General features: G+C 73.2%; 21 protein-coding genes. 7 read left to right on the plus strand and 14 right to left on the minus strand.

Going from position 1 to position 23217, the window contains the following annotated elements; all coding sequences use genetic code 11:
* The 8 genes from ACJ6WD_RS02245 to ACJ6WD_RS02280 form a co-directional block, all read right to left on the minus strand.
* Positions 1 to 522 (minus strand): phosphoribosyltransferase, encoded by a 522-nt coding sequence (locus ACJ6WD_RS02245; RefSeq protein WP_233656384.1) that lies wholly within the window; start codon positions 520 to 522, stop codon positions 1 to 3.
* Positions 519 to 1574, minus strand: coding sequence for an adenylosuccinate synthetase (locus tag ACJ6WD_RS02250; RefSeq protein WP_233656382.1), 1056 nt, complete (start codon positions 1572 to 1574; stop codon positions 519 to 521). The genes ACJ6WD_RS02245 and ACJ6WD_RS02250 overlap by 4 nt, the downstream gene beginning before the upstream one ends.
* Positions 1559 to 2944: an adenylosuccinate lyase gene (gene purB, locus ACJ6WD_RS02255; RefSeq protein ID WP_407615029.1), complete on the minus strand. Its 1386-nt coding sequence runs from the start codon at positions 2942 to 2944 to the stop codon at positions 1559 to 1561. Before purB ends, ACJ6WD_RS02250 begins: the two co-directional genes overlap by 16 nt.
* Complete coding sequence (locus ACJ6WD_RS02260; protein WP_331246490.1) at positions 2941 to 4086, minus strand: IMP dehydrogenase; 1146 nt, start codon at positions 4084 to 4086, stop codon at positions 2941 to 2943. The genes purB and ACJ6WD_RS02260 overlap by 4 nt, the downstream gene beginning before the upstream one ends.
* Before the next feature lie 34 nt (positions 4087 to 4120).
* Positions 4121 to 4717 carry a GTP cyclohydrolase I gene (gene folE, locus ACJ6WD_RS02265; RefSeq protein ID WP_233656747.1) on the minus strand — a complete coding sequence of 199 codons (597 nt, stop codon included), beginning with the start codon at positions 4715 to 4717 and terminating at the stop codon, positions 4121 to 4123.
* Positions 4718 to 4722: 5 nt separating this feature from the next.
* Complete coding sequence (locus ACJ6WD_RS02270; protein ID WP_233656380.1) at positions 4723 to 5394, minus strand: 7-carboxy-7-deazaguanine synthase QueE; 672 nt, start codon at positions 5392 to 5394, stop codon at positions 4723 to 4725.
* A 97-nt stretch (positions 5395 to 5491) separates the two neighbouring features.
* The gene (gene queD, locus ACJ6WD_RS02275) at positions 5492 to 5854 is read right to left on the minus strand and encodes a 6-carboxytetrahydropterin synthase QueD (protein ID WP_038523196.1); all 363 of its coding nucleotides are present in this window, start codon (positions 5852 to 5854) and stop codon (positions 5492 to 5494) included.
* Positions 5855 to 6154: 300 nt separating this feature from the next.
* Positions 6155 to 7531, minus strand: coding sequence for a helix-turn-helix domain-containing protein (locus ACJ6WD_RS02280; RefSeq protein ID WP_376438617.1), 1377 nt, complete (start codon positions 7529 to 7531; stop codon positions 6155 to 6157).
* 723 nt (positions 7532 to 8254) lie between these two features.
* Here ACJ6WD_RS02280 and ACJ6WD_RS02285 point away from each other — a divergent pair.
* Complete coding sequence (locus ACJ6WD_RS02285) at positions 8255 to 9262, plus strand: LacI family DNA-binding transcriptional regulator (RefSeq protein ID WP_407615030.1); 1008 nt, start codon at positions 8255 to 8257, stop codon at positions 9260 to 9262.
* Between the two features lie 21 nt (positions 9263 to 9283).
* Here the strand turns inward: ACJ6WD_RS02285 and ACJ6WD_RS02290 are convergent, their stop codons facing one another.
* Together ACJ6WD_RS02290 and ACJ6WD_RS02295 are read right to left on the minus strand one after the other, a co-directional pair.
* Positions 9284 to 10654 (minus strand): condensation domain-containing protein, encoded by a 1371-nt coding sequence (locus ACJ6WD_RS02290; protein WP_407615031.1) that lies wholly within the window; start codon positions 10652 to 10654, stop codon positions 9284 to 9286.
* Entirely contained in the window at positions 10651 to 12093 is a 1443-nt protein-coding gene (locus ACJ6WD_RS02295) for a hypothetical protein (protein WP_407615032.1), read from the minus strand. The genes ACJ6WD_RS02290 and ACJ6WD_RS02295 overlap by 4 nt, the downstream gene beginning before the upstream one ends.
* Positions 12094 to 12545: 452 nt before the next feature.
* Between ACJ6WD_RS02295 and ACJ6WD_RS02300 the strand changes: the two genes are divergently transcribed.
* Positions 12546 to 13625, plus strand: a complete 1080-nt coding sequence (locus ACJ6WD_RS02300) for a DUF5937 family protein (RefSeq protein WP_331246493.1) — start codon at positions 12546 to 12548, stop codon at positions 13623 to 13625.
* 38 nt (positions 13626 to 13663) lie between these two features.
* On the opposite strand, the gene ACJ6WD_RS02305 is transcribed toward ACJ6WD_RS02300, so the two are convergent.
* A complete protein-coding gene (locus ACJ6WD_RS02305; protein WP_407615033.1) occupies positions 13664 to 15199 on the minus strand; it encodes a sigma-70 family RNA polymerase sigma factor in 1536 nt (511 codons plus the stop codon).
* A gap of 382 nt (positions 15200 to 15581) precedes the next feature.
* On the opposite strand from ACJ6WD_RS02305, the gene ACJ6WD_RS02310 reads away from it, so the two are divergent.
* A complete protein-coding gene (locus tag ACJ6WD_RS02310; protein ID WP_407615034.1) occupies positions 15582 to 16505 on the plus strand; it encodes a CAP domain-containing protein in 924 nt (307 codons plus the stop codon).
* 90 nt (positions 16506 to 16595) lie between these two features.
* Here ACJ6WD_RS02310 and ACJ6WD_RS02315 read toward each other — a convergent pair whose 3' ends face one another.
* Positions 16596 to 17255 (minus strand): response regulator, encoded by a 660-nt coding sequence (locus ACJ6WD_RS02315; RefSeq protein WP_376438629.1) that lies wholly within the window; start codon positions 17253 to 17255, stop codon positions 16596 to 16598.
* Between the two features lie 6 nt (positions 17256 to 17261).
* Positions 17262 to 18581, minus strand: coding sequence for a sensor histidine kinase (locus ACJ6WD_RS02320; RefSeq protein WP_407615035.1), 1320 nt, complete (start codon positions 18579 to 18581; stop codon positions 17262 to 17264).
* Between the two features lie 200 nt (positions 18582 to 18781).
* Between ACJ6WD_RS02320 and ACJ6WD_RS02325 the strand changes: the two genes are divergently transcribed.
* Both ACJ6WD_RS02325 and ACJ6WD_RS02330 read left to right on the plus strand, forming a co-directional pair.
* Positions 18782 to 19102 (plus strand): class I SAM-dependent methyltransferase, encoded by a 321-nt coding sequence (locus tag ACJ6WD_RS02325; RefSeq protein ID WP_407615036.1) that lies wholly within the window; start codon positions 18782 to 18784, stop codon positions 19100 to 19102.
* Positions 19103 to 19129: 27 nt separating this feature from the next.
* Positions 19130 to 19480 (plus strand): hypothetical protein, encoded by a 351-nt coding sequence (locus ACJ6WD_RS02330; RefSeq protein WP_407615037.1) that lies wholly within the window; start codon positions 19130 to 19132, stop codon positions 19478 to 19480.
* Here ACJ6WD_RS02330 and ACJ6WD_RS02335 read toward each other — a convergent pair.
* The gene (locus ACJ6WD_RS02335; protein ID WP_407615038.1) at positions 19462 to 20994 is read right to left on the minus strand and encodes a flavin-containing monooxygenase; all 1533 of its coding nucleotides are present in this window, start codon (positions 20992 to 20994) and stop codon (positions 19462 to 19464) included. The two genes, ACJ6WD_RS02330 and ACJ6WD_RS02335, sit on opposite strands and share 19 nt — an antisense overlap.
* Positions 20995 to 21308: 314 nt before the next feature.
* Here ACJ6WD_RS02335 and ACJ6WD_RS02340 point away from each other — a divergent pair, with 314 nt between their 5' ends.
* Positions 21309 to 22346 carry an NAD(P)-dependent alcohol dehydrogenase gene (locus ACJ6WD_RS02340; protein ID WP_407615039.1) on the plus strand — a complete coding sequence of 346 codons (1038 nt, stop codon included), beginning with the start codon at positions 21309 to 21311 and terminating at the stop codon, positions 22344 to 22346.
* Positions 22347 to 22484: 138 nt separating this feature from the next.
* On the plus strand, positions 22485 to 23009 hold the full coding sequence (locus ACJ6WD_RS02345) for a hypothetical protein (protein WP_407615040.1): 525 nt from the start codon (positions 22485 to 22487) through the stop codon (positions 23007 to 23009).
* Positions 23010 to 23217 lie beyond the last annotated feature (208 nt).

Below are 23217 nucleotides of genomic sequence, written 5' to 3' on the forward strand. Positions count from 1 at the left end.
TCACACCCGCAACGGTACGGCGAGTTCGTTGTCCCCGGGCGGTGCTTCCCACGGGAAGACCGTCCAGTCGTCCACCTCGACCGCCTGGAAGTCGGCCCGTTGGGCGGCGCCCAGGTTGCGCACCACCGCGACCGTGCGGACCTCCGCGGCGCCGAGCTCCTCCACGGTGCGCTTGGCCAGGGCCATGGTGCCGCCGTCGCCCATGATGTCGTCGACCAGCAGCACCCGCGCGCCGCCGAACTCCCGCTCCGGAACGACGTACTTGAGCACCGCCGCCCCCCGCTCGCTGTACCGGGAGTTGGAGGTGTTGCGGGGGATGCCCAGGATGCGGAAGTCCTCGATCGCCAGCAGGTTCGCCAGGGCGATGGCCGGCGGCAGCCCGCCGCGGGCGATGCCCGCCACCGCGGTCGGGGCGAAGCCGCTGGCCCGGACGTCGTCCGCCAGTCCGGCCAGCATCCGGCCCATCGCCTCCCAACTGATCGTCAACAGCCGGTCCCGCCGCCACATCGGTGTGCCGCTCATCGGTCGCCTCCCTGGCCGCTCGTCACGTTGCGGGCCGTGCCGGCGGGCCGGCCGTTCCACCGGTCCACCACGTCGGCGGTGCCCGGCCCCGTCCCGAGCAGGTCGACCGGCCGGCCCAGGCCCTCCTCGACCCGGGCCACGAACGCCGCCGCCGCCTCGGGCAACTCCCCGGTGCGCACCGCGCGGCAGGACGCGTCCACGTGGTCCAGGAAGGTCAGCGCGATCCGGGTGGGCCGGTTGACGCGCACCGCCTCGCGTGCCTGGTCCAGGTCGAACGTGCCGGCCCGGCGCCGCCGCCCGGTCACCGTGCCGTACTCGACGATGCCCAGCCGCTCGGCCTCCGCCTCGGTCATCTCGGTGCGGAACGGCCCCGCGCCCACCCGGGTGGGGTAGGCCCGGAAGACCAGCACCACCTCGTCGATCGCGGTGGGGCCCAGTCCGGCGTCCGCCGCCGCGGTGCTCGCCGTGCTGTCCTTGCCGACGGTGTAGGGATAGGTGCCGTACAGCACCGACAGGCCGAAGCCGTTGGTGCCTTCGACGTGCACCCGGTCCCCGGCGTCGACCGCGTCGTTCACCACCCGCACGGTGTCCGTGAGGTAGGGGGCGAGTTCCGGGACGTCCTCGGCGCGGCGCGCCGCACGCATGGCGCGGGCGGCCAGGGCCGGGCCGTGGCCGCTGCCGGTGCTGCGCACCCGGTCGGTCAGCCCCGCGTCGGCCGCCTCCGCGGCGACGTGCTCGGGGTCGATGACGGTGGCGCGGAAGTCCACGCCGACCCGGGACTCGGCGGAGAACTCCGCGATCTCCCGCAACAGGACCTCCGGGCGGATCAACACGCCGGCGCCCAGCAGGAGGCGGGTGGCCGGGCGGATCACCGCACTGGGCAACTGGCGCAGTTTCATGGTGCGTCCGGCGTGCACCACGGTGTGGCCGGCGCCGGGCCCCAGTCCGGCGCGCACCGCCACCGCGGGCTCGTCCCGGATCGCCAGATAGCTGGAGATCTTCCCCTTGGCCTCGTCGCCCCACTGGCCACCGACGATCACCGTGCCGGGCATGTCCGAGCTCCTTCCGTCGACTGTGCGAGCGCTTCCTCGGCCCGGCGCACGGTCTCCTGCGCCAGGGTGTCGCAGAAGCCGGTGTCCGCGGCCGCCTCGGCCAGGGCCGCGAGGTCCGGTGCGGGCAGCACCGCGGTCACCGACGCGTCGTCCGCCAGCACCGCCACCAGGTCGCGGTCGTCCCGGGCGGCGAGCGCACTGGCCCGTTGCAGGGCCCGGTAGGCGTCGAGCCGGTCCGTCCCGCGGTCGACCATGGCCAGCAGCACCGCCTCGCTGAGGTGACTGTGGCGCGACCGGTCGAGGTTCTCCCGCATCCGCTCGGGGAAGACCCTCAGGTCGTCCACCACGGCGGTGGTGGTGAGGAGCATCTCGTCGAGCAGCACGCACGCCTGCGGCAGGGTGAAGCGTTCGTTGGCGGAGTTGGCCAGGTCCCGTTCGTGCCAGGTCACCACGTTCTCCAGCGCGGGGCCGACCAGCGACCGCAGCAGCCGGGCCAGGCTGCAGATGCGTTCGCTGCGCACCGGGTTGCGCTTGTGCGGCATGGCGGAGCTGCCGATCTGGTCCCCCTCGGCGAAGGACTCGGCGAGTTCGCCGATCTCCGTCCGCTGGAGGTTGCGGATCTCGGTCGCGAGGTTCTCCAGGCAGGCCGCGGTCAGCGCGGCCCAGGAGACGAACTCCGCGATCCGGTCCCGCGCCACCGCCTGGGCGCAGATCTGCGGCTCCGGCAGGCCCAGCCGGGCCAGCACCGCCCGCTGCACCGCCATGCCCTGCGGTCCCAGTCCGCCCAGCGAACCGACCGCACCGGCGACCTTGCCCCGCACGGCGCGCTCGCGCAGCTCCGCCAGCCGCGCCAGGCACCGGGTCAACTGGTCGAGGAACACCGCCAGTTTGAACCCCAGGGTGACGGGCTGGGCGTGCTGGCCGTGGGTCCGTCCGATCATCACCCGCCCACCCTCCTCGGCGATCTGCCGGCACAGCGCGGCCATCAGGACGCCGAGCCGTTCGCCCAGGAGCCCGATCGCCGCGTCCAGTTGGAGCGCCAGCGCGGTGTCGATGACATCGCTGCTGGTCACCCCGTGGTGCACGTAGCGGCCGTGGGGCGCGCAGGTCTCGGCGAACTGCTGGACTACGGCGTAGAGCTCGTGCCGGCTCACCGTCTCGATCTCGGCGATCCGCGCCAGGTCGCACCGGTGGTCGCGGGCCCGGGCGGCGATCGCCCCGGCGGCCTCGGACGGGATCACCCCCAACCGGCCCTGCTCCGCGGCCAACGCCCCCTCCACCCGTACGAAGAGCTGGTAGCGGTTGCGGTCACTGACCAGCAGGCGCATCTCCGGGCTGCCGTAGCGGCCGTCCTCCCAAGGGTTCGTCATCCGGTGGCCTCCCGGGCGTAGTCCAGGGCCACCTGCTGGGTCCGCTCCAGGGCGTGCGGGCGGCTCTCCGACAGTCCGGCCGGCGTGACCCGGATGAACTCGGCCTGCGCCCGCAGCTCGGCCAGGGTGTGCGCCCCGGAGTAGCTCATGCCCGACCGCAGTCCGCCGACGAACGGCCGCAGGGTGGCGGCCAGCGGCCCGGTGTGGGCGAAGGTGGCCTCGACGCCCTCGGGGGTGTACGCGTCCAGCTCCTCGCGGCTGACCTCTTCGCCGCGGGCCCGCTTCAGGGTCAGCTGCATGCCGAACGTCACGAAGCCGGTGCTGACCTTCACGGGGACGCCGTCGCGTTCCACCAGGCGGGCCGCGCTCTCGTCGGCGCCGGCCAGGGCGCTGCCCAGCATCACCGCGTGGCCGCCGGCGGCCAGCGCCTTGACGACGTCGCCCGGCGCCTTGATCCCGCCGTCCGCGATCACCGGGACGCCGGAACCGGCCGCCTCCTCGGCGCAGTCGAGGACCGCGGTCAGCTGCGGCACCCCGCTGCCCGCGACGAGCCGGGTGGTGCAGATGCCGCCGGGGCCGATGCCCACCTTCACGGCGTGGGCGCCGGCCTCGATCAGGTCCCTCGTGCCGGCGGCGGTGGCGACGTTCCCGGCGATCAGCGGCGTGTCGGGGAAACGGGCCCGCAGCTTCTCGACGGAGGCCAGGACGTAGTCCGCGTGGCCGTGGGCGACGTCGGTGACCAGGACGTCCGCGCCCGCCTCGACGAGCCGGGCGGCCCGCTCCAGATAGTCGTCGGTCACCCCCACGGCCGCCCCGGCGCGCAGCCGGCCCTGCGCGTCGACGGTGGCCCGCTCCGTGCCGTCGGGCACCGGCGTCGCCTTGACCGCGGCCACCTCCGCGGCCTGGTCCTCGGCGGTCTGCATGCGGTGGACGATCCCGAGCCCACCGGCCACCGCCATGGCGACGGCCATCTGCCGGCCGGTGCACCAGGGGGTGTTGGCGGAGAGGACCGGCACCCGCAGGGTGATCCCGGCCAGCTCGGTGCTGGTGTCGGTCGCCGAGCGGCTCACCACCGAGGTGCGGCGGGGCACCAGCAGGACGTCGTCCAGGCTGAGCCCGGTGCGTATGTCGCGAACTGCCACGTGCGTACTCCTGTCGATCGTGGACGGGGTCGGGTCACTTGCGCAGCGGGAACACCGTCGCCACGAGTTCCTGACGGGCCGGCCCGTACTCCTCGAAGACCCCGGAGTAGGCCGTGGACGTCATGACCGCCGGGGTACGGATGCCGCGCATGCTCATGCACAGGTGCTCGCCGGTGGCGATGACCGCGACGTCGACCGAACCGGTCACCTTGGTGACCTCGTCCGCGATGTCGCGGACCAGGCGCTCCTGCACCTGGAGCCGGTGCGCGTGGCGATGGGCGATCCGGGCGAACTTCGACAGTCCGAGCACGTCGCCCTTGGGCCGGTAGGCGATGGTCAGGGAGCAGGAGAAGGGCAGCAGGTGGTGCTCGCACAGCGACCACACGTTGATGTCCGAGACCATGACCAGTTGTCCCTCCGTCTGGAGGGGGAACAGCGTGTCGACCGCCCCCGCGTCGTAGCGGGAGAACTCCCGCCACCAGCGGGCGAAGCGGGCCGGCGTCTCCTTGAGCCCGTCGCGCTCCGGGTCCTCGCCGATCTCGATCAGCAGCTTGCGCGCGACGTCCTCCAGCGGGTCCGGGACCTGCGGCCCGGAGTCGTCGAGGACGTCCAGTTCGGGGGCTCCGCTCACTGTGCTCACACGCCTCTCCTGTCGCCCCAGACGGCAACATGCAATCGAGTGGTCAGGTTCCAGCCGCGTGCCACGACGTCGTCCCCCAGCGCGGACAGGTGTTGGCCGACCTCGGCGGGTACCTGCCCCTCGGGCATGATCCACACCGGGCGGGTCCCGTACCGGTCGACGAGCTGCGCCACCTCGTCGAGGTCGCTCGTGGTGCGGCAGACGAACTTGAAGGCGGTCCCCGGGACGGCCGCGAACGCCCGCAACGCGTCCGGCACGATCCGCCGCGCCTGCGGATCGCCCGAGTGCGACAGCTTGGGCGAGACGTTGAACCGCACGCCGAGCGCCACCAGGTCGTCCTGCGGCACCACGGTGCCGTTCGTCTCGATCTCCACCTTGCGGCCGGCCTCCGTCAGCGCGCCCAGCAGCGGCAGCAACCGGCGCTGCTGGCTGAGGGGTTCGCCCCCGGAGACCACGATCAGCGGGACCTCGTAGGCGAGCAGCGCGCGCAGCACGTCGGTCCACGGCATCGGCCGCAGTTCCCGCTTGGGGTCGTAGGCGACCCCGGAGTCGCCCACTCCGGTCCAGTCCCAGGTGTACGGGGTGTCGCACCAGCGGCAGGACAGGTTGCAGCCGCCCAACCGCACGAAGGCGCACCGCTGCCCGGCCGAGGGGCCCTCTCCCTGCACGGCCCTCAAGTGGGGCCGAAGATCTCGTTGACGACGAGCTTCGGTTCCACCGCGGCACCACCTCCTCGGTGTTGCGACGGGGTGGCGGGCATCTGCGTCACGGCCGGTACTCCGCCCACGTCTTGGCGGTCTCGGAGACCCGCACCGCGCTCAACTGCGGGTAGTGCGGCAGCCACCGCTCGTACAGCCACTGCGCGAGGTGCTCGGCCGAGGGGTTGCGGTCCAGCACGTCGTTGAGGTGACGGTGGTCCACCTCGGCGTCCAACCACCGGCTGAACTGCTTGAGGTCGCCGTAGTCGCGGACGAAGCCCGCCTTGTCCAGGCCGTCGGCCGGGGCCGCGAGCTCCAGTTCGACGACGTAGTTGTGCCCGTGCATCCGGCCGCACGGGTGCCCTTCGGGCAGCTCGGCGAGCCGGTGACTGGCCGAGAAGTGGAACTCTTTGGTGATCCGAAAAGCCATGCAGACCCTCCTGCTGGGATAGGACCGCTCGCCGCGCCGGGTCGCACCCGACGTCCGGCGAAGTGCACCGCCCCATGGTCCGTTCGGCGCTCCGCGGGCACATCACGGCCACGACCGTGACCGGGGTCCGGGCCTACCGAGAGTCGGTGCGGGCGGCACCGAAACGGCGTCCCGCGCGGTGTCCCGGCGGTCGGCGCGGCGCGGGAGGCCCAGGCACGGCCCGTCGCCCGTTGTCCGCGGGAAGGGACATCGGGCAACCCCTGTCCGGCGCGGGCGGCAGGACCGACACTCGGGAGGCGTTCAGTAGCTCATGACCCGCTCGGCGTCGTGACCCGCACGGGCGAAGCGCGCCACGTCCCGCCCGTCGAGTTCCCGCGCGAATCCCCGCACGGTCTTCTCGAAGCGGTACTCATCGGAGGAGAGGCACTGCAACAGATGGATGTCGGCCAAGGATTCGAGCGTTTTCCGTGCCCCCATCACCTCGACGCCCAGCAACCGCGCCGCCGCGGAAACGGTGACCGTGTCGCGCACCTCGGCCGCGAGCACCCGGAATGCCCTGGCGACCGCCGGCGGTAAATAGCGGTACGACCAGGAGAGCGCGGTGTACATGTTGCTGACGTCGTCGCCCGTGCTGTAGAGGTAAGTGAGCAACGCATCCGATCCGCACCGCTCGCAAATGTCCATGCCGCCGACCGTCTCCCGGCGTTCCGCCGCGATCCGCACGGTCAGCGGCAGGTATTGGCAGGCGCACGGGCTCGCGCTTTTCGGCGGTCGGGACGCGACCCCGAGACGGGACAACAGCGCGTCGCACTCGCTCGCGGTCAACGGCGGCACGGTGATGCGGTGGGCGCCGTCCCGGGTGACGAGTCCGGTCAGTCGACTGCGACTGGTGATCACCGTCATACAGCGGGGCGAAGCCGGTAAGAGGGGGCGCACCTGTTCCGCGGTGGCGGCGTTGTCGAGGACGATCAGCAGCCTTCGTCCGGTGAGCAGGCTGCGATAGCTGGCGGCCAAGTGGTGGATTTCACCGGAGAATTCGACCGGTTCGGCGCCCAGTGCCGTCATGAAGTTCCGGAGCACCTGACGGGTGCTGACCGGGCGGCCGCCGGGGCCGAATCCCTGGAGGTCGGCGAAGAGCACGCCGTCCGGGAAGTGGCTCCGCACGCCGTGCCCCCAGTGCACGACGGTGGCCGTCTTCCCCACGCCCGCGGCCCCTTCGACCACCGTGACCACGGCCTGCCCGTCACTCTGCCGGTGCACCTCGGAGAGCAGGGCGTTGAGTTCGTCGAGCACTCCCTCCCGACCGGTGAAGTCGGAAATACTCCGCGGCAGTTGAATGGGACAGCTGCGTCCGCTCTGGCGCCGCGGGGCCCGCACCAGCAGCGCGAGCAGACTTCCCTTTGCGTCCAGGGCCTCGTCGCACAGCCGCACCAGTCCTTCGGCCGGTTGCTTCTTTCCCGTTTCCACGCGGCTCAGATGACTCCTGCTATAATTCACCAGCCGGGACAGGTCACCAAGAGAAAGTCCCCGCTCTTCGCGCAAGAGCCGCAACGACGAGCCGAACGAGGCATTCGAAAAAACTACTCGCTTCGTCATTCGCTTTTCTCCATGTTGCCGTGCGCCATGCGGCAACTTGGCTTTCCAGCAAACGGGTTCGCCAACTCCTGCGTGCGACACGCAGCACAATCCCCCGGTACCCGATCAGCTTTGCAAAGCCCAAGCTTCCAGCAAGGATCAGCCGTGCGAAACCAGTTCAGGCAAGAGAACCGTCAAGGAACTGCGGATATCTGGCTCATGTGTCCCCTCTGCATGCCACACTCTCCGACCAGCCCCCGCACCGACCATCAGGGCGTTACGCACTCCTGAATAACTCTCTGCGCCGCCCATGGCCATGTCATATTCACATTTGATCACAACCGTGTACAGAGGAACACGGCTCGATCGGCGATTGTCCGGAACCAGCGGTTGGCCCGCATCGGGCACCGCTCGCCCCATTCGGTCACGCCACCGGGACGGCTCGACACCCCCTCGCACGCCACCGCCCCCCTCACCGACGTGGCACCTCAACCCGCATTGCGGTCGGCGATTTCGTTGCGGAGCCTTACCCGCGAGAACGGAAGTTGACTTCTTTTCAACTCGTTCACCACAACCGTTTTGCTGCGATGTGACACGGTTTGACACCGGGGAAAATCGGCCAAAGCACATACCTGCGACAGGCGCGACGTGCCCGCGATCCGCACGGCCGGGCGAACTCCCCCACGGCCCCGGCCATTTCCCGCCCCGGCCCGCCGGGCGACGGAATTCCGTACTCCGGTAGTACGTATAACTCCCGCGAGATGTCTAGCATGTTGGGTGTGAGCCGGTCCAGTGGCTCCGGTCGTATCGGAAAGGATCGTCCCCGTGGCCGACAAGGCACGCCCGACTTCACGCGACGTGGCCCGGGAGGCGGGCGTCTCCCAGGCGACGGTTTCGCTGGTGTGCGGCGGGAAGTGGCACGGACGGGTCTCGGAGCGGATCGCCACCGCGGTCCGCGACGCCGCGGACGCACTGGGATACCGGCCCAACCTCGCGGCCCGGAACCTGCGGACCGGACGGACCAAGACCGTCATGCTGATCGTGCCGGCCCTCACCAACCAGTACTACGCCCGCCTGTACACCGGTGCCGCGCGGGTGGCGGCCCAGCACGGATTCGGCGTGGTGCTGTACCCCTCCCCCGCGGACGGCGGTCCCGCCCGCAACCCGTTCGGGTCCGCGCCGGCCAGCCTCGACGGCGTGCTCGCCTCGTCGATGGCGGCCGACGTGCTCGCCGACTTCGACGACGGCGGGCGTCCGCTGGTGATGCTGGACAGCGACCCCGCCAACTCCCGGGCCGCCACCACCGTCAACCTCGACGTGGCGGACGGCATGCGCCAGGTCGCGGAGCACCTGTTGGCCCTGGGCCACCGGCGGATCGCCCACCTCGCCGCCGGGGTGGAGTCCTGGACGTTCGCCGTGCGCTCCCGGGCGCTGGCGGCGGCGCTGGAGGGCACCGGCGCGGAACTGCGCACCGTGCGCGCGGCCCTCACCATGGACGCCGGACGGCACGCGGCGGAGACCGTGCTGCGGGCCCCCGGGCGCCGCCCCACGGCGCTGCTGTGCGACTTCGACGTCCTCGCGGTCGGCGCCCTCAAGGCCGCCCGCCGGCTCGGGCTCCGCGTGCCGGCGGACCTGTCGATCACCGGCTTCGACGACCTCACCCTCGCCTCGGCGGTGGAACCGGAACTGACCACGGTCCGCCTGCCCGCCGAGGAGGCCGGCCGGCGGGGCATGACCGCCCTGGTCTCCATACTGGCCGACGAACGTCCCGTCCGCCCGGCCGACGTCCCGGTCTCCCTGGTGGTGCGCGGCTCCACCGCACCACCGGCGTGAGGGCCGGGCGGCGGGCATGGCTCAGGCACCGGTGGCGGACTCCGCGAGGCGCACGAGGAGGTCGGTGCAGCGGCGGGCCAGCCGGCGGATGTCGTCCTCGGCGTTGCGCCGGAGGCTGAACTTCCAGTGCAGGTCGAGTCGTTGGTCCGCGACGTCGATCCTGATCTCCAGGGGGTAGGGCCGGGGGTGCGTGGGGGTCCGGGTCACGCCGGTGTCCCCCGTGACGAGGGAGAACGGCGGGCCGACCGGGAGGTCGTGCAGGCCCGCGCCGCGGAAGTCGAGGTACACCTCGGGCTTCGGCAGCCCGGCCAGGCGGCCGGCGACGGCCGGGTCCCGGTGGAGGTGGCGCAGCACCCCCCAGACGTGCTCGATCGCGTGGAGCCGGCCGATCTGGGCGCTGAGGGCGCGCAGGTCGGGGAGGGCGCCGGCGGCGGACGGTGCACCGGGCGGCGTGCCGTCGGCCGCGGTGTCGAGGACGAACGGGGTGATCGTGGAGAGCCGGCCGACGGTGCGGCTGAGGTCGGCCGCCGTCAGCGGGGAGAGCCGGCCGTGGCGCACCACGTCCAGGCAGGCGGCCGAGGCGCCGGAGAACTCCGCGACGCCGCGGGCCACCGCCGCGATCAGCAGGTCCTCGGTGGTGTACGGGGAGGACCGCGCCACCGTGCGGACCGTCCGCGCGGTGCGCGGGTCCAGGCTGGTGCGCAGGGTGCGGAGGTGGGGTCGGGCGAGGCTGCCCGGGTCCTCGGCCGTGGTCGGGAAGGGGCGCACCCGGTCCCACGGGAGGCGCAGCCAGGCGTCGAGTTGGGGTGTCTCGCGGGGCAGTGCGTCGGCGAGGTCCTGGAGTTCGCGGGCGTGGTCCAGGGCCGAGGGCGGCGGCGGACCGAGGGTGTCGTCCAGTCCTGCGGCGGTCTGCCGGTAGAGCGTGGAGAGTTCCTCGGCCAGGGTGTGCAGGGTGACGCCGTCGCACACCAGGTGGTGCAGCAGGAGCAGCAGGCGGTCCCCGCCGTCCCGGCGGAAGTAGGCGGCCCGGCAGACGGGTCCCTCGCGCAGGTCGAGGCGGTGGTGGAGGCGCCGGGCCGCATCGGTGAACGCCCGGTCGGCGGCGGCCTCGTCGAGCCCGGTGTGGTCGTGCCACTCCAGCGGGACGGCCACCGCCGAATCGCCAGGACGCACCCGGCGCTCGCCGGCCAGTTCGACGAAGCGCGAGGTCAGCGCCGGGTGGCGGTCCGCGAGGCGGGTCAGGCAGCGGGCGAGCGCGGTCCGGTCCAGGCAGTGGTCGACGGCGAACAGCAGCGGCTCGTTGTCGTGGCCGATCTCGCCGAAGGCCCGGCCGAAGAAGCGGTGTTGGGTCGGGAGCAGCGGCGCGGTGCCGGCGGGCGCGGGTGCGCTCACGTCCAGCTCCCGCCGGTGCCGCGCTCCTCGCACCACTGGCGGTCCTCGTGCAGGTGGCGTTCCAGGCTGCCCGGGTACATCGAGCCCAGAGCGGAGCGGGCCTCGGTGGTCACCCGGCCGCCGATGCGCAGCGCGAGCAGGCGGGTGGGGTCGGTGGGGTCGCCGCGACCGCTGCGGGTGAACTCGGCGCGGACGAACGGCGTGACGTAGGCCGACGCGCCGGGTTCCAGCACCGTTTCGTACCGCTCGCCGCCGTGCTGCCAGGCCATCCGGACGGGGCCGCCGCCGACGTTGTGGAGGTACTGGTGCTGGTGGGTGCGCAGGGGCGTGACGGCCTGGTCGGCGGAGTCGGAGTCGGCGCGCTGCGGGTGGATCTCCAGAGCGCGGGTGTGCGGGTGCAGCCGGTCGCCGGCCAGTTCGCGCACCCGGTAGTCGCGGTGCCCGGCGGAGGGGTGGTACCAGGAGCGGGAGGTGGCGGCGGGGCGGAAGCTCACGCCGTCGACGGCGTCGGGCACGACGGGCAGCAGGTCGCGCGGGGACAGGCGCAGTGCGGCGGCGAGGGCGGTGACCTCGCCGGGGGTGAGGGTGGTGCCGCCGTCGGCGACGCCGGCCAGGCGGCCCGCCGGAATTCCGGAGAGCTCGGCCGCGTGCTCCAGGGGGAGCGCCGAGGCGTCCAGGTAGGAGCGGAGCAGGCGGCCCTGGGCGGCCGCGGCGGAGTCGGTGTCGAGGGCGAATCCGCGGGCGGTGTCCGGTCCCAGGGCGGCGAGTTCGTGCTGCGCGTCGCCCATGAGTTCACCGCCGTAGGTGAGCGCGAGGACGTATGCCGGTTCCTCGGCATTGCGGGCGGTGAAGGTGTGCGGGGAAAAGGGCAGGCCCCAGATGGAGTCGCCGGTGTTCATCCGCAGTACGTGGTCGCGTCCGTTCCAGCGGTAATAGTAGTTGACCGGCCCCACGCAATAGGTGAATTGATAGAGCGCATGGCCGTTGTTCCAGTGCACGTCGGCGTTGTGCGGATCGTCGTCGGTGACGACGGAGAGCATCCGGATCCACGCGGAGCGGAATGAGGCCAGGCGCGACATCGCCGTGTCGCGGTACTCGTAATAGTCGATCCCGCCACGCTGAAAGACCCGGGCGGAGGATGCGGACTCGGTGGCGCGCAGCACCCGCACGCCGCGCGGGCAGTCGTTGCGGACGGGCACCAGATCGCGTTCGTTCAGGGGCCAGACGGTGGCCGCGCGCTGCGCGAGGTCCCAGGAGAAGCCCTGTTCAGGGGCGAGGTGCGCCGCGTAGTCCGCGTCGGTCAGGCCCAGGTCGGCGGCGGCCGAACGGGAGGTGCGCTTGAGGTCGCCGGCGGCGCTGTGCAGGAGCGCGCCGGCCCTGCGGCGGAAGCCTTCGTCATCGGCCGGGGTGCCGGCCGGCGGAAGGTTCGCGGTGCTCAAGGGAGCTCCTCCTGTCGGTCAACGAAACGATGCGGTCCGGGCGAAGCACCACCACTTGATCTTTTTCCGTTCGACGTCGTCAAGCCGCGCCGGACAGTTGGCGGATTCGCACCGCCGACTCTTCGCCAAGCGCCCGGGAACGCTCGGCAATTCCCGCGCCTGAAAGGACAAATCCCTCAAACCGCTCGCCCTTGGAGAGGGTTTTCCGGTCCGTCTTCGTTCCGGCTTGACATCGCACGATTACCTGGGAATACCGTCATGCGGTGCCCACCGACCTGAATGTGGGGTCACGCGGAACGCGTCCGGCCCCCGGGCGTCGCATCCCCTGCACCGCATCGCACGTCCCGCCGGAAGGTGCCGGCCGCCCCCGAAGAGGCGGTTCCCGTGGACCAGCAGAACATCGCGTTCGCTCCCGTCGGCCGCCGCCCCGCCCGGTCCGCCAGTATGGACGGGTGAGCCTGACCGTCGACATCAGCACCCTCGCCCCCGGAGGCGTCCGCTTCGCGCCCTCCCCACTCGCCGAGCTGACCGCGATGCTGCACGTGCTGTCCGAGCCGGGGCACCATCCGCCGCGGCAGGACTGGGCCCGCTCGGTCCGCGCCGGTCTGGACGCGTCCCTCGCCGCCCGGCTGTCGGCCGCCGACTGCCTGTGGCGCACCACCCGTGCGGACTTCCTGCTCCCGCCGGCGCCCGCCGCGACCCTCGCCGAGGAGCTGGACGCGCTGGACCGGCTGACCGACGAGAAGTTCGTGGCCGGGGCGCTCTGCCTGGCCGTCGGCGCCGACCCGACGCGGCCGGACGGGTCCCCGCTGACCGACCCGGCCGCCCGGGAGCGCGCCCGCGTCCTGGCGCAGGCCGACGGTCCGCGCGCCGCCGCGTTCCTCGACGCGCTGCTCGCCGACCCGCCGGCCGTGCGCGGCCGGCTGCGCCGCCTGTGGGAGGACTGCGAGGGCGCGTTCTTCGCCGAGCACTGGCAGCGGGTGCGGCCGGCGCTGGCCGCCGACGCCCGGCACAAGACCGAGCTCTTCCGCCGCTTCGGCCTGACCGGCGCCCTCCCGGCCGTCTCCGCCTGCTTGTCCCTCGACGCCAGTGGGCAGCGCATCGTCGTCGACAAGATCTACGACGGCACCACCAGCGCCCGCGACGGCCTCACCTTCGTGCCGACCGCGTTCGGCCATCCGCACGTCCTGGTCGTCCACGCCGCGGGCTGGCAGCCGGTCGTCAACTACCCCGTCCCGGAACCGGGGCTGCCGCAGCCGATGCCGCTGGACCTGACGAGCCGTCGGCTGGCGGCGCTGGCCCACCCCACCCGGCTGCGGCTGGCCCACACGCTCTCCCGCGGCCCGCGCACCACCCTCGAACTCGCCGCGTCCTGGAAGCTGACCGCCCCGGAGGTCTCCCGCCACCTCGCCGTGCTGAAGCGGGCCGGTCTGCTCCGCACCCGCCGGCGCGGCCGCTACGTCCTGCACGAGCTGGACCTGGAGGCGACGGCCCGGATCGGCACGGACCTGGTGGAGACCATGCTGCGGTGACGGGCCGGGCCGGGCCCGTCACCGGGCGGCCCGCCCGCTCAGCGCGGGGCCGCGAGGTCCTGGGTCCACCACGGGCCGCCGGCCCCGTGGACGATCCCGATGCCGACCGCGGTGAACCGGCAGTCGAGCAGGTTGTCGCGGTGCGGGGCGTCGCCCATCCAGTCCCGCACCGCCGCGGCCGCGCTCTGCGGGCCGCGGTCGAGGTTCTCGCCCCAACTGCTCCACTGGTACCCGGCGGCGGTGATCCGCGCATCGGGGCCGACGCCCTCCGGCGAGACGTGCTCGTAGTAGCCGCGGGCGGCCATGTCGGCGGAGTGCCGCTGCGCCGCGGCGTGCAGCCGCCGGTCGATGCGCAGCGGACCGCAACCGACCTGCGCCCGCTTGCGGTTGATCAGCGCGGTGGCCTGTTCCTCCAGGTCGGGCGGGGTGGCCGTGGGGGACGGCGGCGCGGGCGTGGGGGTGGCGGACGCGGTGCGCGTCGGGGTGGGTGTGAGCGTCGGGGTGGGCGTCGGCGTGGGGGTGGGGGTGGGAACGGCGGTGGTTCGTTGCACCGTCGGCTCGGCCCGGGGCGCGGTGGGCGGCTCGTCCCGCGGGGCGCCGGAGCCCCACCACACGGCGGCGACGACGGCCGCGGTGAGCGCCGCGGTGCCGGACACCGCGGTGGTCGCGACGGCCCCGCGCGGGCGGGGCGGCCGGCGCAGCAGGTGGTGCGCCCGGTGACCGCCCGACGCCGAGGCGGTGGAGGTGGCGGACGTGGTGGTGGAGGTGGCGGAGGTGGCGGCGGCCGCGGCGGTGGGGACCGGCGGCGGGGTCAGGTGCGCGGGCAGCGGCAGCATCGCCAGACCGGCCAACAGCCCCTCGGCGGGCAGCAGGTCGCGTGCGTGACCGGAGCAGGTCGCGCAGTCCCGCGCGTGGCGGGCTATGCGTTTGCGCCACAGCGGCGCGGGGTGGGTGTCCCAGGCGTCGGTCAGTCGCACGAGTTCCGGGCAGGGCGGGTTCCCGGCGAGGGCGCGGACGACGAGGCGCCCGGTCTCCAACTGCTGCTTCATCCGCTGGACCCGGACCGCGGCGTGCCGCGTCCCGCACCCCAGGGCGGCGGCCAGCTCCGGTCTGCCGATCTCGCCGGCGGCCTCCAGCCACCACAGCGACAGCAGCGCGCGGTCCCCCTCGTCCAGCCAGCGGGTGGCCTCGGCCACCTCGCGTCGCTGGCCGGACAGGCCCAGCCGCAGGATCGTCAGGTCCACGAAGTCGGCGCCGCGGTCGGGCTGTTCCGCCGTCTGGTCCAGGCCGACGACGGGGTGCCGGTGGGCGCCGGTCCAGCGGCGCCGCACCTGGTTCATGGCGATCGCCACCAACCAGGAACGGAAGGACGCCGGCTCGCGCAGGTCCGCCAGCGACTCCAGGGCGCGCACCATGGTCTCCTGCACCACGTCGTCGACGTCCGCATGGCCGTCCAGCGCCCGTCCCACGACGTTGTAGATCAGGGGCAGGTACGCGGAGAGCAGTTGTTCCCGGGCAGCGTCGTCACCCGCCCTGGCCGCCTCCACGGTCGCCGTACCGTTTTCCCACTTCACGCCTGTTCGTTCCCGTTCATCCGTATACACCGTCATGGCCCCCGTGCTCAGGTGACCCGTTCGGCGCACGGCGATAACAGAAAAACTACGTGCCGGTCGGACGCCGTCGCGGCACGGGCTCCCCACCGCCGCCGGGGAGGCGCCGGAGCCCGCCGCCGGGCACCGGCGGGCACCCGCTCGACGCCGCCTCGACACCGTGGAAAAGAAATCCCCGGGATTTTCGTTGTCCGCGGGGCCGCCGGGGGTCTCCCCATTGCGGACCGTGCGCCACGCGGCCCGCACGACCCCTCGTCCCCCAGGTCGGCGGCGTCGGCCACCGGTGACGGTCCGCCCGTCACCGACCGCGCGGCCCGCCGACCGGACCGGAAACGGAACCCCGAGCATGCACCACGACGACCGTCACCGCCCCGCCCCGCACGACCAGGCCCCGACCGACCCCGGACACCGCACCTCCCCGCCCGCGGCACCCCGGCGGCACGCCGCGCCCCGCCCCGCCGGCCGCAGCGGGAACCACCGCGCCGACACCGCCCGGCCGCGGACGAGGGCCGCGCTGCTGACGGGGGCGGCGGTCCTCGCCGTGACCGGTACGTGCCTGGTGCTGATACGCCCCGGCTCCGGGGGCGACCAGGCACTCGCCGCCGATCCGGCCACCCCGGTGCGGACCACCGCGGGAACCGCCGTCCTCCCGGAGTCCGGCGGCGACGCGCACTCCCCCCGCCGCCACAAGCCGTCCCCCTCCCCGTCCCCGACGGCGAAGGAGACGGCAGGGGACGGCGAGCGGGCCGCGACGCCCCGGGCGACCCCCACCCCCGCCGCGCCGCGCCCGACCCCCCGGACCGCCGGCCACCCGCCCCGCGTCGCGTCCGGCGCGGGCGGCGGCGCGGGCGCCTCGGTCGGCGCGCGCACCGCGACCGGCACCGCGGCGGAGTTCGCCCGGAAGGTCGTCGAGCTGGTCAACGCCCAGCGGGCCCAGCACGGTTGCGCCCCGCTCACCGCCGACCCGCACCTGACGGCGGCGGCCCAGGGGCATTCGGACGACATGGCCGCCCGGAACTACTACGCCCACGAGACCCCGGAGGGCGTCGACCCGGGCACCCGGATGACCCGTGCCGGATTCCCCTGGATGAGCTGGGGCGAGAACATCTTCAAGAGCCCGAAGGACCCGGCGACGGCGGTGGACGGCTGGATGAACAGCCCCGGGCACCGCGCAAACATCCTCAACTGCGCCTACAAGGCCACCGGTGTGGGCGTGAACCTCAGCTCCAACGGGCCGTGGTGGACGCAGGACTTCGCCACCCACTCCTGACCGCCCGGGCCCGACCGACGGCCACAGGGCCGTCGGGGCACCTTCCGGACCCGCCCCGGAAGGTGCCCCACCCGGGCCGCCGCCATCCCGTCATTCCCCGGCGCGCACCAGGCCCGTCTCGTACGCGAAGACCACCGCCTGGGTGCGGTCCCGCAACCCCAACTTCACCAGGATGCGGCTGACGTGGGTCTTCACCGTCTGCTCGGCGATGACCAGATGTGCGGCCAACTCGGAGTTGGACAGCCCCCGCGCGATCAGGGAGAGCACCTCCGTCTCGCGCTCCGTCAGGTCCGCCACCCGGCCGCGCGGCACGGTGCGCGGCGCGCCGCCCCTGGCGAACTCCTCGATCAGCCGCTTGGTGACGGAGGGTGCCAGCAGCGCGCCGCCCATGGCCACCGTGCGCACCGCATCGGCGAGTTGCTGCGCGGAGGAGTCCTTCAGCAAGAAGCCGTGCGCGCCGGCCCGCAGCGCCTCATACACGTACTCGTCGAGGTCGAACGTCGTCAGCATGATGCTCTTGACGTCCGGGAAGTCCCGCGTGATGCGCCGGGTCGCCTCCAGGCCGTCGAGCACCGGCATCCTGATGTCCATCAGGGCCACGTCCGGACACCGGGCGGCGATGCGGTCGATCGCGTCCTGACCGTTGACCGCCTCGTCCACCACCTCGATGTCCGGCTGGGCGTTCAGCAGGATCCCGAAGCTCTGCCGGATCAGTTGCTGGTCGTCCGCGATCAACACCCGGATCGTCATGCGTCCTCACTCCTGCTCACTGGTGGGGAGGGAGGCCGTGACCTCGAACCAGCCGTCCTCCCGGGTGCCGATCCGCACGGAACCGCCGAGCAGCAACGCCCTCTCCCGGATGCCCAACACACCGTGTCCCGTGCCCCGCTGGCGTGGCGCACCGGCCGGCGCCGGGCTGTTGGCCACGCGTATGCCGAGCTCGCCACGCCCGTAGGTGAGCTCCACCTCGACCCGGCACCCCGGGGCGTGCCGCAGCGCATTGCTCAGCGCCTCCTGCGCTATCCGGAACGCCGACAGCTCGACCCGCTGCGGCACCGCGCGCGCCTCGCCGGTGACCACCGTGTCGATCAGCAGCCCCGCCGCCCGCACGTTGGCCACCAGGCCGTCGAGGTTCTCCAGCGTCGGCTGCGGTGCGTAGCGGGCCTCCGGACGCTCTTCCGGCGACCGCAACATGCCCAGGACGTACCGCAGTTCGGTGAGGGCGGCCAGCGCGTTCTCCCTGATGCTGGCGAAGCTCTCGCTCAGTTCCGGCGGCGGTTCGGCCACCCGGTACGGTGCCGCCTCCGCCTGCACCGCCACGACGGACATGTGGTGCGCGACGACGTCGTGCAACTCGCGGGCGATGCGGGTGCGCTCCTCCAGCAGCGCGCGCCGGCCCCGTTCGAACTCCGTCAGGGCCTCCTGCGCGCGCAACGCGCGACGGGCCCGGCTCCGCCCGCGCACGACGGTGACGACCGCCAACCCCAGCGCCGAGAACAGCCCCCACAGCAGCAGGTCGTTGACCGACGACGGCGGTGCCAGCCCGGCGGTGAGCGCCCCGCCGAGCGCCATCGTCAGCAGCCACTGCGCCACGTACGTCCCGGTCCGCACCCGGCAGGCCACCAGCAGCGTGACCCCCAGGTGCGCCCAGAGTCCCGGTGCCGTCCACGGCCACGGCTCGCCAGCCCGCCCCGCCGGCTCGGCGAGGGCCGCGAGGAGCGCGTACGGCAGCGACGCGGCGAGCGACGACCACCAGGCCAGCACCGGCCGGTACAGGGCGAGCACCAACGGCGGCCCCTGGACACCGGCGACGAGCCCCGCACCCCACCACGGCAGGCCCAGCCCGTCCGCGACGATCAGCGTCCCGCCGGTGACCAGGTCGGCCGCGACCAACGCGACGGCGAGGAGCGGGAGGTGCCGCAGGAACCGGCGCTCGGCGTTCCGGAACGGCGGCGCAGCCCGGCGGGAGACGTCGCACGCCTCGCGTCGCACCGCCCGGAGCACGGCCCCGACCTGCCGCGGGCCGTCGCGTCGGGGGTCCGGCCCGGCCGCCGCGTTCGACTCTTCCGGGATCACCGGACCATGGTACGGACGGGTGGCGCACGCCGGAGTCGTCCGCAGGGGCCGGTCGCCGGCCGGACGTCATACCTCAGAGCTACGCCGGAACATGGCTCCCGAGTGTGACGTGGTCGAGGTCCTCGGGACCCTAGGTTCTCATCGGCGCGGGCCGCGCCAGGAACACCCGGGCTGCACCTGCCCGCTCGTTGGAGGACAGCATGGACACCATCACCACCGACCACGTCGCCGCCCTGTACGGGAAGTACGAGGACGACCTGCGGGCGGCGCGGGACGCCCAGCGCCGGCTCCTGGCGGACCGCGGCCCGTCGATGAAGGCCCAACTCGACGACTACGAGGCCGAGATAACCTATCTGCTGCTGCGCGACCTGCGTCCCGAGGTCGTGGTGGAGATCGGCACGTTCCACGGATGGTCCACGACGTGGCTCCTTCGCGCCTTGCGGGACAACGGGACCGGGCGGCTGCACTCGTTCGACATCGTGGACCACGTGGTGCGCAACGTACCGGCCGAACTCGCCTAGGACCGTTGGTCGTTCACCAAGGGCGACGTGCGCCGGCACCTCGAAGCGGTCCCCACCGAGGTGGACTACCTCTTCATCGACGCCGACCACGGTGCGCGGTTCGCCCACTGGTACGTCGACAACCTCTTCCCCGGCGTCCCCGCGGGCACGCCCACCAGCGTCCACGACGTCTTCCACGGGCGGCGCCCCAAGCCCTTCAGCGAGGGCTCGGTCATCGTCAAGTGGTTGGCCGAGAAGAACGTCGGGTTCTTCACCCCGTCCACCGCCAAGGCACCCGAGGTGTCCCGCCAACTCGCCGTAGTGAAGGCCGAGTTGGGGCTCGACGAGCCGGTCCGGCACAGCGACCACAATCCGATGATCTACTTCAACCTGCCGTAGCGGTCGGCGTCGGGTGCAGGGGCCGGTGCCGGTGCCGGTGCCGTGAATTTCAGTGCGGGGTCCTCCACCGGGCCGTTCCGCAGCCGTTCGACGTCCTTCTCATAGGCCATCTCGACCGTCCACGGGCCGCGGGTGCCCGCCCGCGGGAACTGTCCGATGCCCCGTCGTATGTAGCCGGCGCTCAGGTCCATGTAGGGCACCCGCGCCATGTCCGGGTCGGCCGGCACCGGCTCGACGGTGGCGTGGCCGTGCGCGTCCATGTGGTCGAGCAGCCGGCAGAAGTACGCGCAGACCAGGTCCACCTTGAGCGTCCAGGACAGGTTGGTGTAGCCCAGCGCGAACACGAGGTTGGGCACCCCGGAGAGCATCACCGCCTTGTACGCCGTCGTGTCCGCCGGGTTCACCCGGCGCCCGTCCACGCTCAACCGGACCTTGCCGAAGGGGGACATGGTCAGGCCGGTCGCGGTCACGACCAGGTCGGCGGCCAGTTCCCGGCCGGACGCCAACCGGAGGCCCGTCGTGGTGAACCGCTCGATCCGGTCGGTGACCACCGAGGCCCGGCCGGCCGAGATCGCCTTGAACAGGTCGCCGTCCGGCACCACGCACAGCCGCTGGTCCCACGGGTCGTAGCGCGGGGTGAAGTGGGTCGCGACGTCGTAGCCGGCGGGCAACTGCCGGCGCACCCGGGCGATCAGCAGCCGGCGCATCAGCGTCGGGGCGCGCCGGCACAGCCGGTACATCCCCCGGGTGAGCAGGAGGTTCTTGCGCCGGACGATCCGGTGCGCGCGCCGAGGGCCGAGCGCGCGGCCCAGCACGCGGGCGATCGGGTCCTCGGCCGCCGTCGAGAACACGTAGCTCGGCGAGCGCTGCACCATCGTGACGTGCGCCGCGGTGGCGGCCAGCGCGGGGATCAGCGTGACGGCCGTGGCGCCGCTGCCGATCACCAGGACGCGCTTGCCCGCGTGGTCCAGGTCCGCCGGCCAGTGCTGCGGGTGGACCACCTGGCCGGTGAAGTCCGCGACGCCGTCGAAGGCCGGCGTGAAGCCCGTCTCGTAGTCGTAGTAGCCGGTGCCCAGGAAGAGGAACCGCGCGGTGTGCGTGGTCTCCCGGCCGTTGCCGGCGAGTCGGGAGGTGACGGTCCACCGGCCCGTCGCCGAGGAGAACGCGGCGCCGACGACCCGGTGCCCGAAGCGCAGGTGGTCGGTCAGGTGGTGCGCGCGGACCGTCCGTCGCAGGTAGTCCAGGATGAGGGGCCCGTCGGCGATCGACGTGTGCGCGGTCCACGGCTGGAAGCCGAAGCCGAAGGTGGGCATGTCCGAGTCGGAGCGGACGCCGGGGTAGCGGAACAGGCTCCACGTGCCGCCGATCGCGTCGCGCCCCTCCAGGACCGCGAACGTGGTGCCCGGGCGGCGGGCCTTGAGATGGCAGGCCGCGCCGATGCCCGAGATCCCGGCGCCGATGATCAGTACGTCGAAGTCCACGGACTGGGTCGGACTGCTGTGCGTGGGCGTCACTGGTGCCTCCTGGCCGCGGGGATGAAGGGCTGCGAGGGGTTGATGCCCACCGCCCGGTCGGTACCGGCGGCATTTCGGCCGAGTTCGGCGCGCGGACACGTGCGGGGCGGAGCGTACGACGGGGGCGCGGACCGCGTGCCGGTGCGTCCCCCGGCCACGGCCGACGCGGCGCGAAACGCCCCACCGCACCCACGCGGGGTACCGGCCGGCGCACCCGCCGCGGTACATGCTCTTCGAGCAGCGTCCCGGTGCGCGGCCGACCGGCCGGAACCCGGGCACGCACGGAACCCGAGACGACGAGACGAGGAGCTTCCATGAGCACCACCACGGGCGGCGCGGGCGTGCCGCGCACGATGCGCGCGTCGGTCCTGGTCGCCAAGGGCGAGATCCGCATCGAGGAACGGCCGGTGCCGGTCCCCGCCGAGGACGACGTCCTGATCGACGTGGCGTCCGTCGGAGTGTGCGGCTCCGACGTGCACTACTACCGGGAGGGCCGGATCGGTGACTTCGTCGTCGACGCCCCACTGGTGCTCGGGCACGAGGCGTCCGGCCGCATCGTCGCGGTCGGCGCCCGCGTGCCCGACGCCCGGATCGGCGAACGCGTCGCGATCGAGCCCCAACGCCCCTGCCGGGTCTGCCGACAGTGCACGGCCGGCCGCTACAACCTCTGCCCCGCCATGGAGTTCTACGCCACTCCACCGGTCGACGGCGCCTTCCAGGAGTACGTCACGATCCAGGCACCGTTCGCGCATCCGGTGCCGGACTCCGTCCCGGACGACGCCGCCGCCCTGCTCGAACCGCTCTCGGTCGCCGTCAGCGCCAACCGCAAGGCCGAAGTGGGCCCGGGATCGCGGGTGTTGATCGCCGGCGCGGGACCGGTCGGCATGCTGACCGCCCGGACCGCGCAGGCGTTCGGCGCCGCCGAGGTGCTCGTCTCCGACCCGATGCCCGAGCGGCGCGCGAGGGCGGCCCGGTACGGCGCGACGGCCGCACTCGACCCGGCGACCGATGCCGTCGCCGGGCTGGACGTGGACGCCTTCATCGACTGCTCCGGCGCGCCGCCGGCCGTCCGGTCGGGCATCGCGGCAGTCCGCGGCGCGGGCACCGTCGTGCTCGTGGGCATGGGCGCGGACGAGGTCCCGATGCCCCTCCCGGTCATCCAGCGCCGCGAGCTCACGGTGACCGGCGTCTTCCGCTACACGGACACCTGGCCGCTCGCCACCCACCTCGCCGCGTCCGGACAGGTCGACCCGGCCGCCCTCGTCACCGCCCGGTTCGACCTCGACCACACCGCGGACGCCCTCGACGCCGACCGCACGCCCGACTCCCTCAAGGCGGTGGTGCGGCCGTGACGGGCCGTCCGCCGGCGGCCCGGGGACGTTAGCGAGCCGTTAGCGGGACGGCGTCGGAGTGTCAGCGGGGCCCGGCAGTCTCTTTCTCGGGAAGGCAACTCCGCCTCGCACACTCTTCAGAGAACGGGACGAAAGACCATGTCGCACCGGGCCGCACTGAGCCACGTCCGCAAGGTCGCCGCTGCCGCGGTGATCACCATCGCCGCCTTCGGGCTGACCGCCTGCCAGGGGGGCGGGACCAGCACACCGGCCTCGTCCGTCTCGTCGTCCGCCGCCTCGTCCACCGCCTCGTCCGCCGCCTCGGGGTCGTCCGGCGCGGCGGGGGACGCGAGCGCCCCGCAGTCCGGCGCGTCCACGGCCAAGTCCTCCCAGGGCGGGGCCAAGAGCACGGCGTCGAGTGCTCCGACGAAGGCGGGCGTGCGGTGCACGAACCAGGTCGACTACGCGGGCGACCCGCGCTCCAACGCCGAGATCAACTCGATCGGCGAGCGGACCGGCCACTGCCCGGCGCCCACGAAGGGCAGCGCGACGACCGGCACGCCCAAGAAGCCCGGGCAGAGCTGCACGAACCAGATCGACTACGCGGGCGACCCGCGGTCCAACGCCGAGATCAACTCGATCGGCGAGGACACCGGTGAGTGCCCGCCGGTCCAGCACCGCTGAGACGGCCGGTGGGGCGGGCCGCCCCGTTGCCTGGCATGCCGGCGAACGGGCCGTGCGTCAGGCGTCGTCGGCGGTGCCCCTGCCCTGCCACGGGGTGCCCACGATCCGGGCGATCTCGGCGCGGGCGTCCCGGTCCGGGGGGTGCACCGTCGCCTGGACGCCTTCTGCCCTCTGCCCTCTGCCCGGCGATCGGGGGCCGAGGGACGGG

Source organism: Streptomyces sp. VTCC 41912 (assembly GCF_045799175.1).
GTDB lineage: Bacteria > Actinomycetota > Actinomycetes > Streptomycetales > Streptomycetaceae > Streptomyces > Streptomyces albulus_C.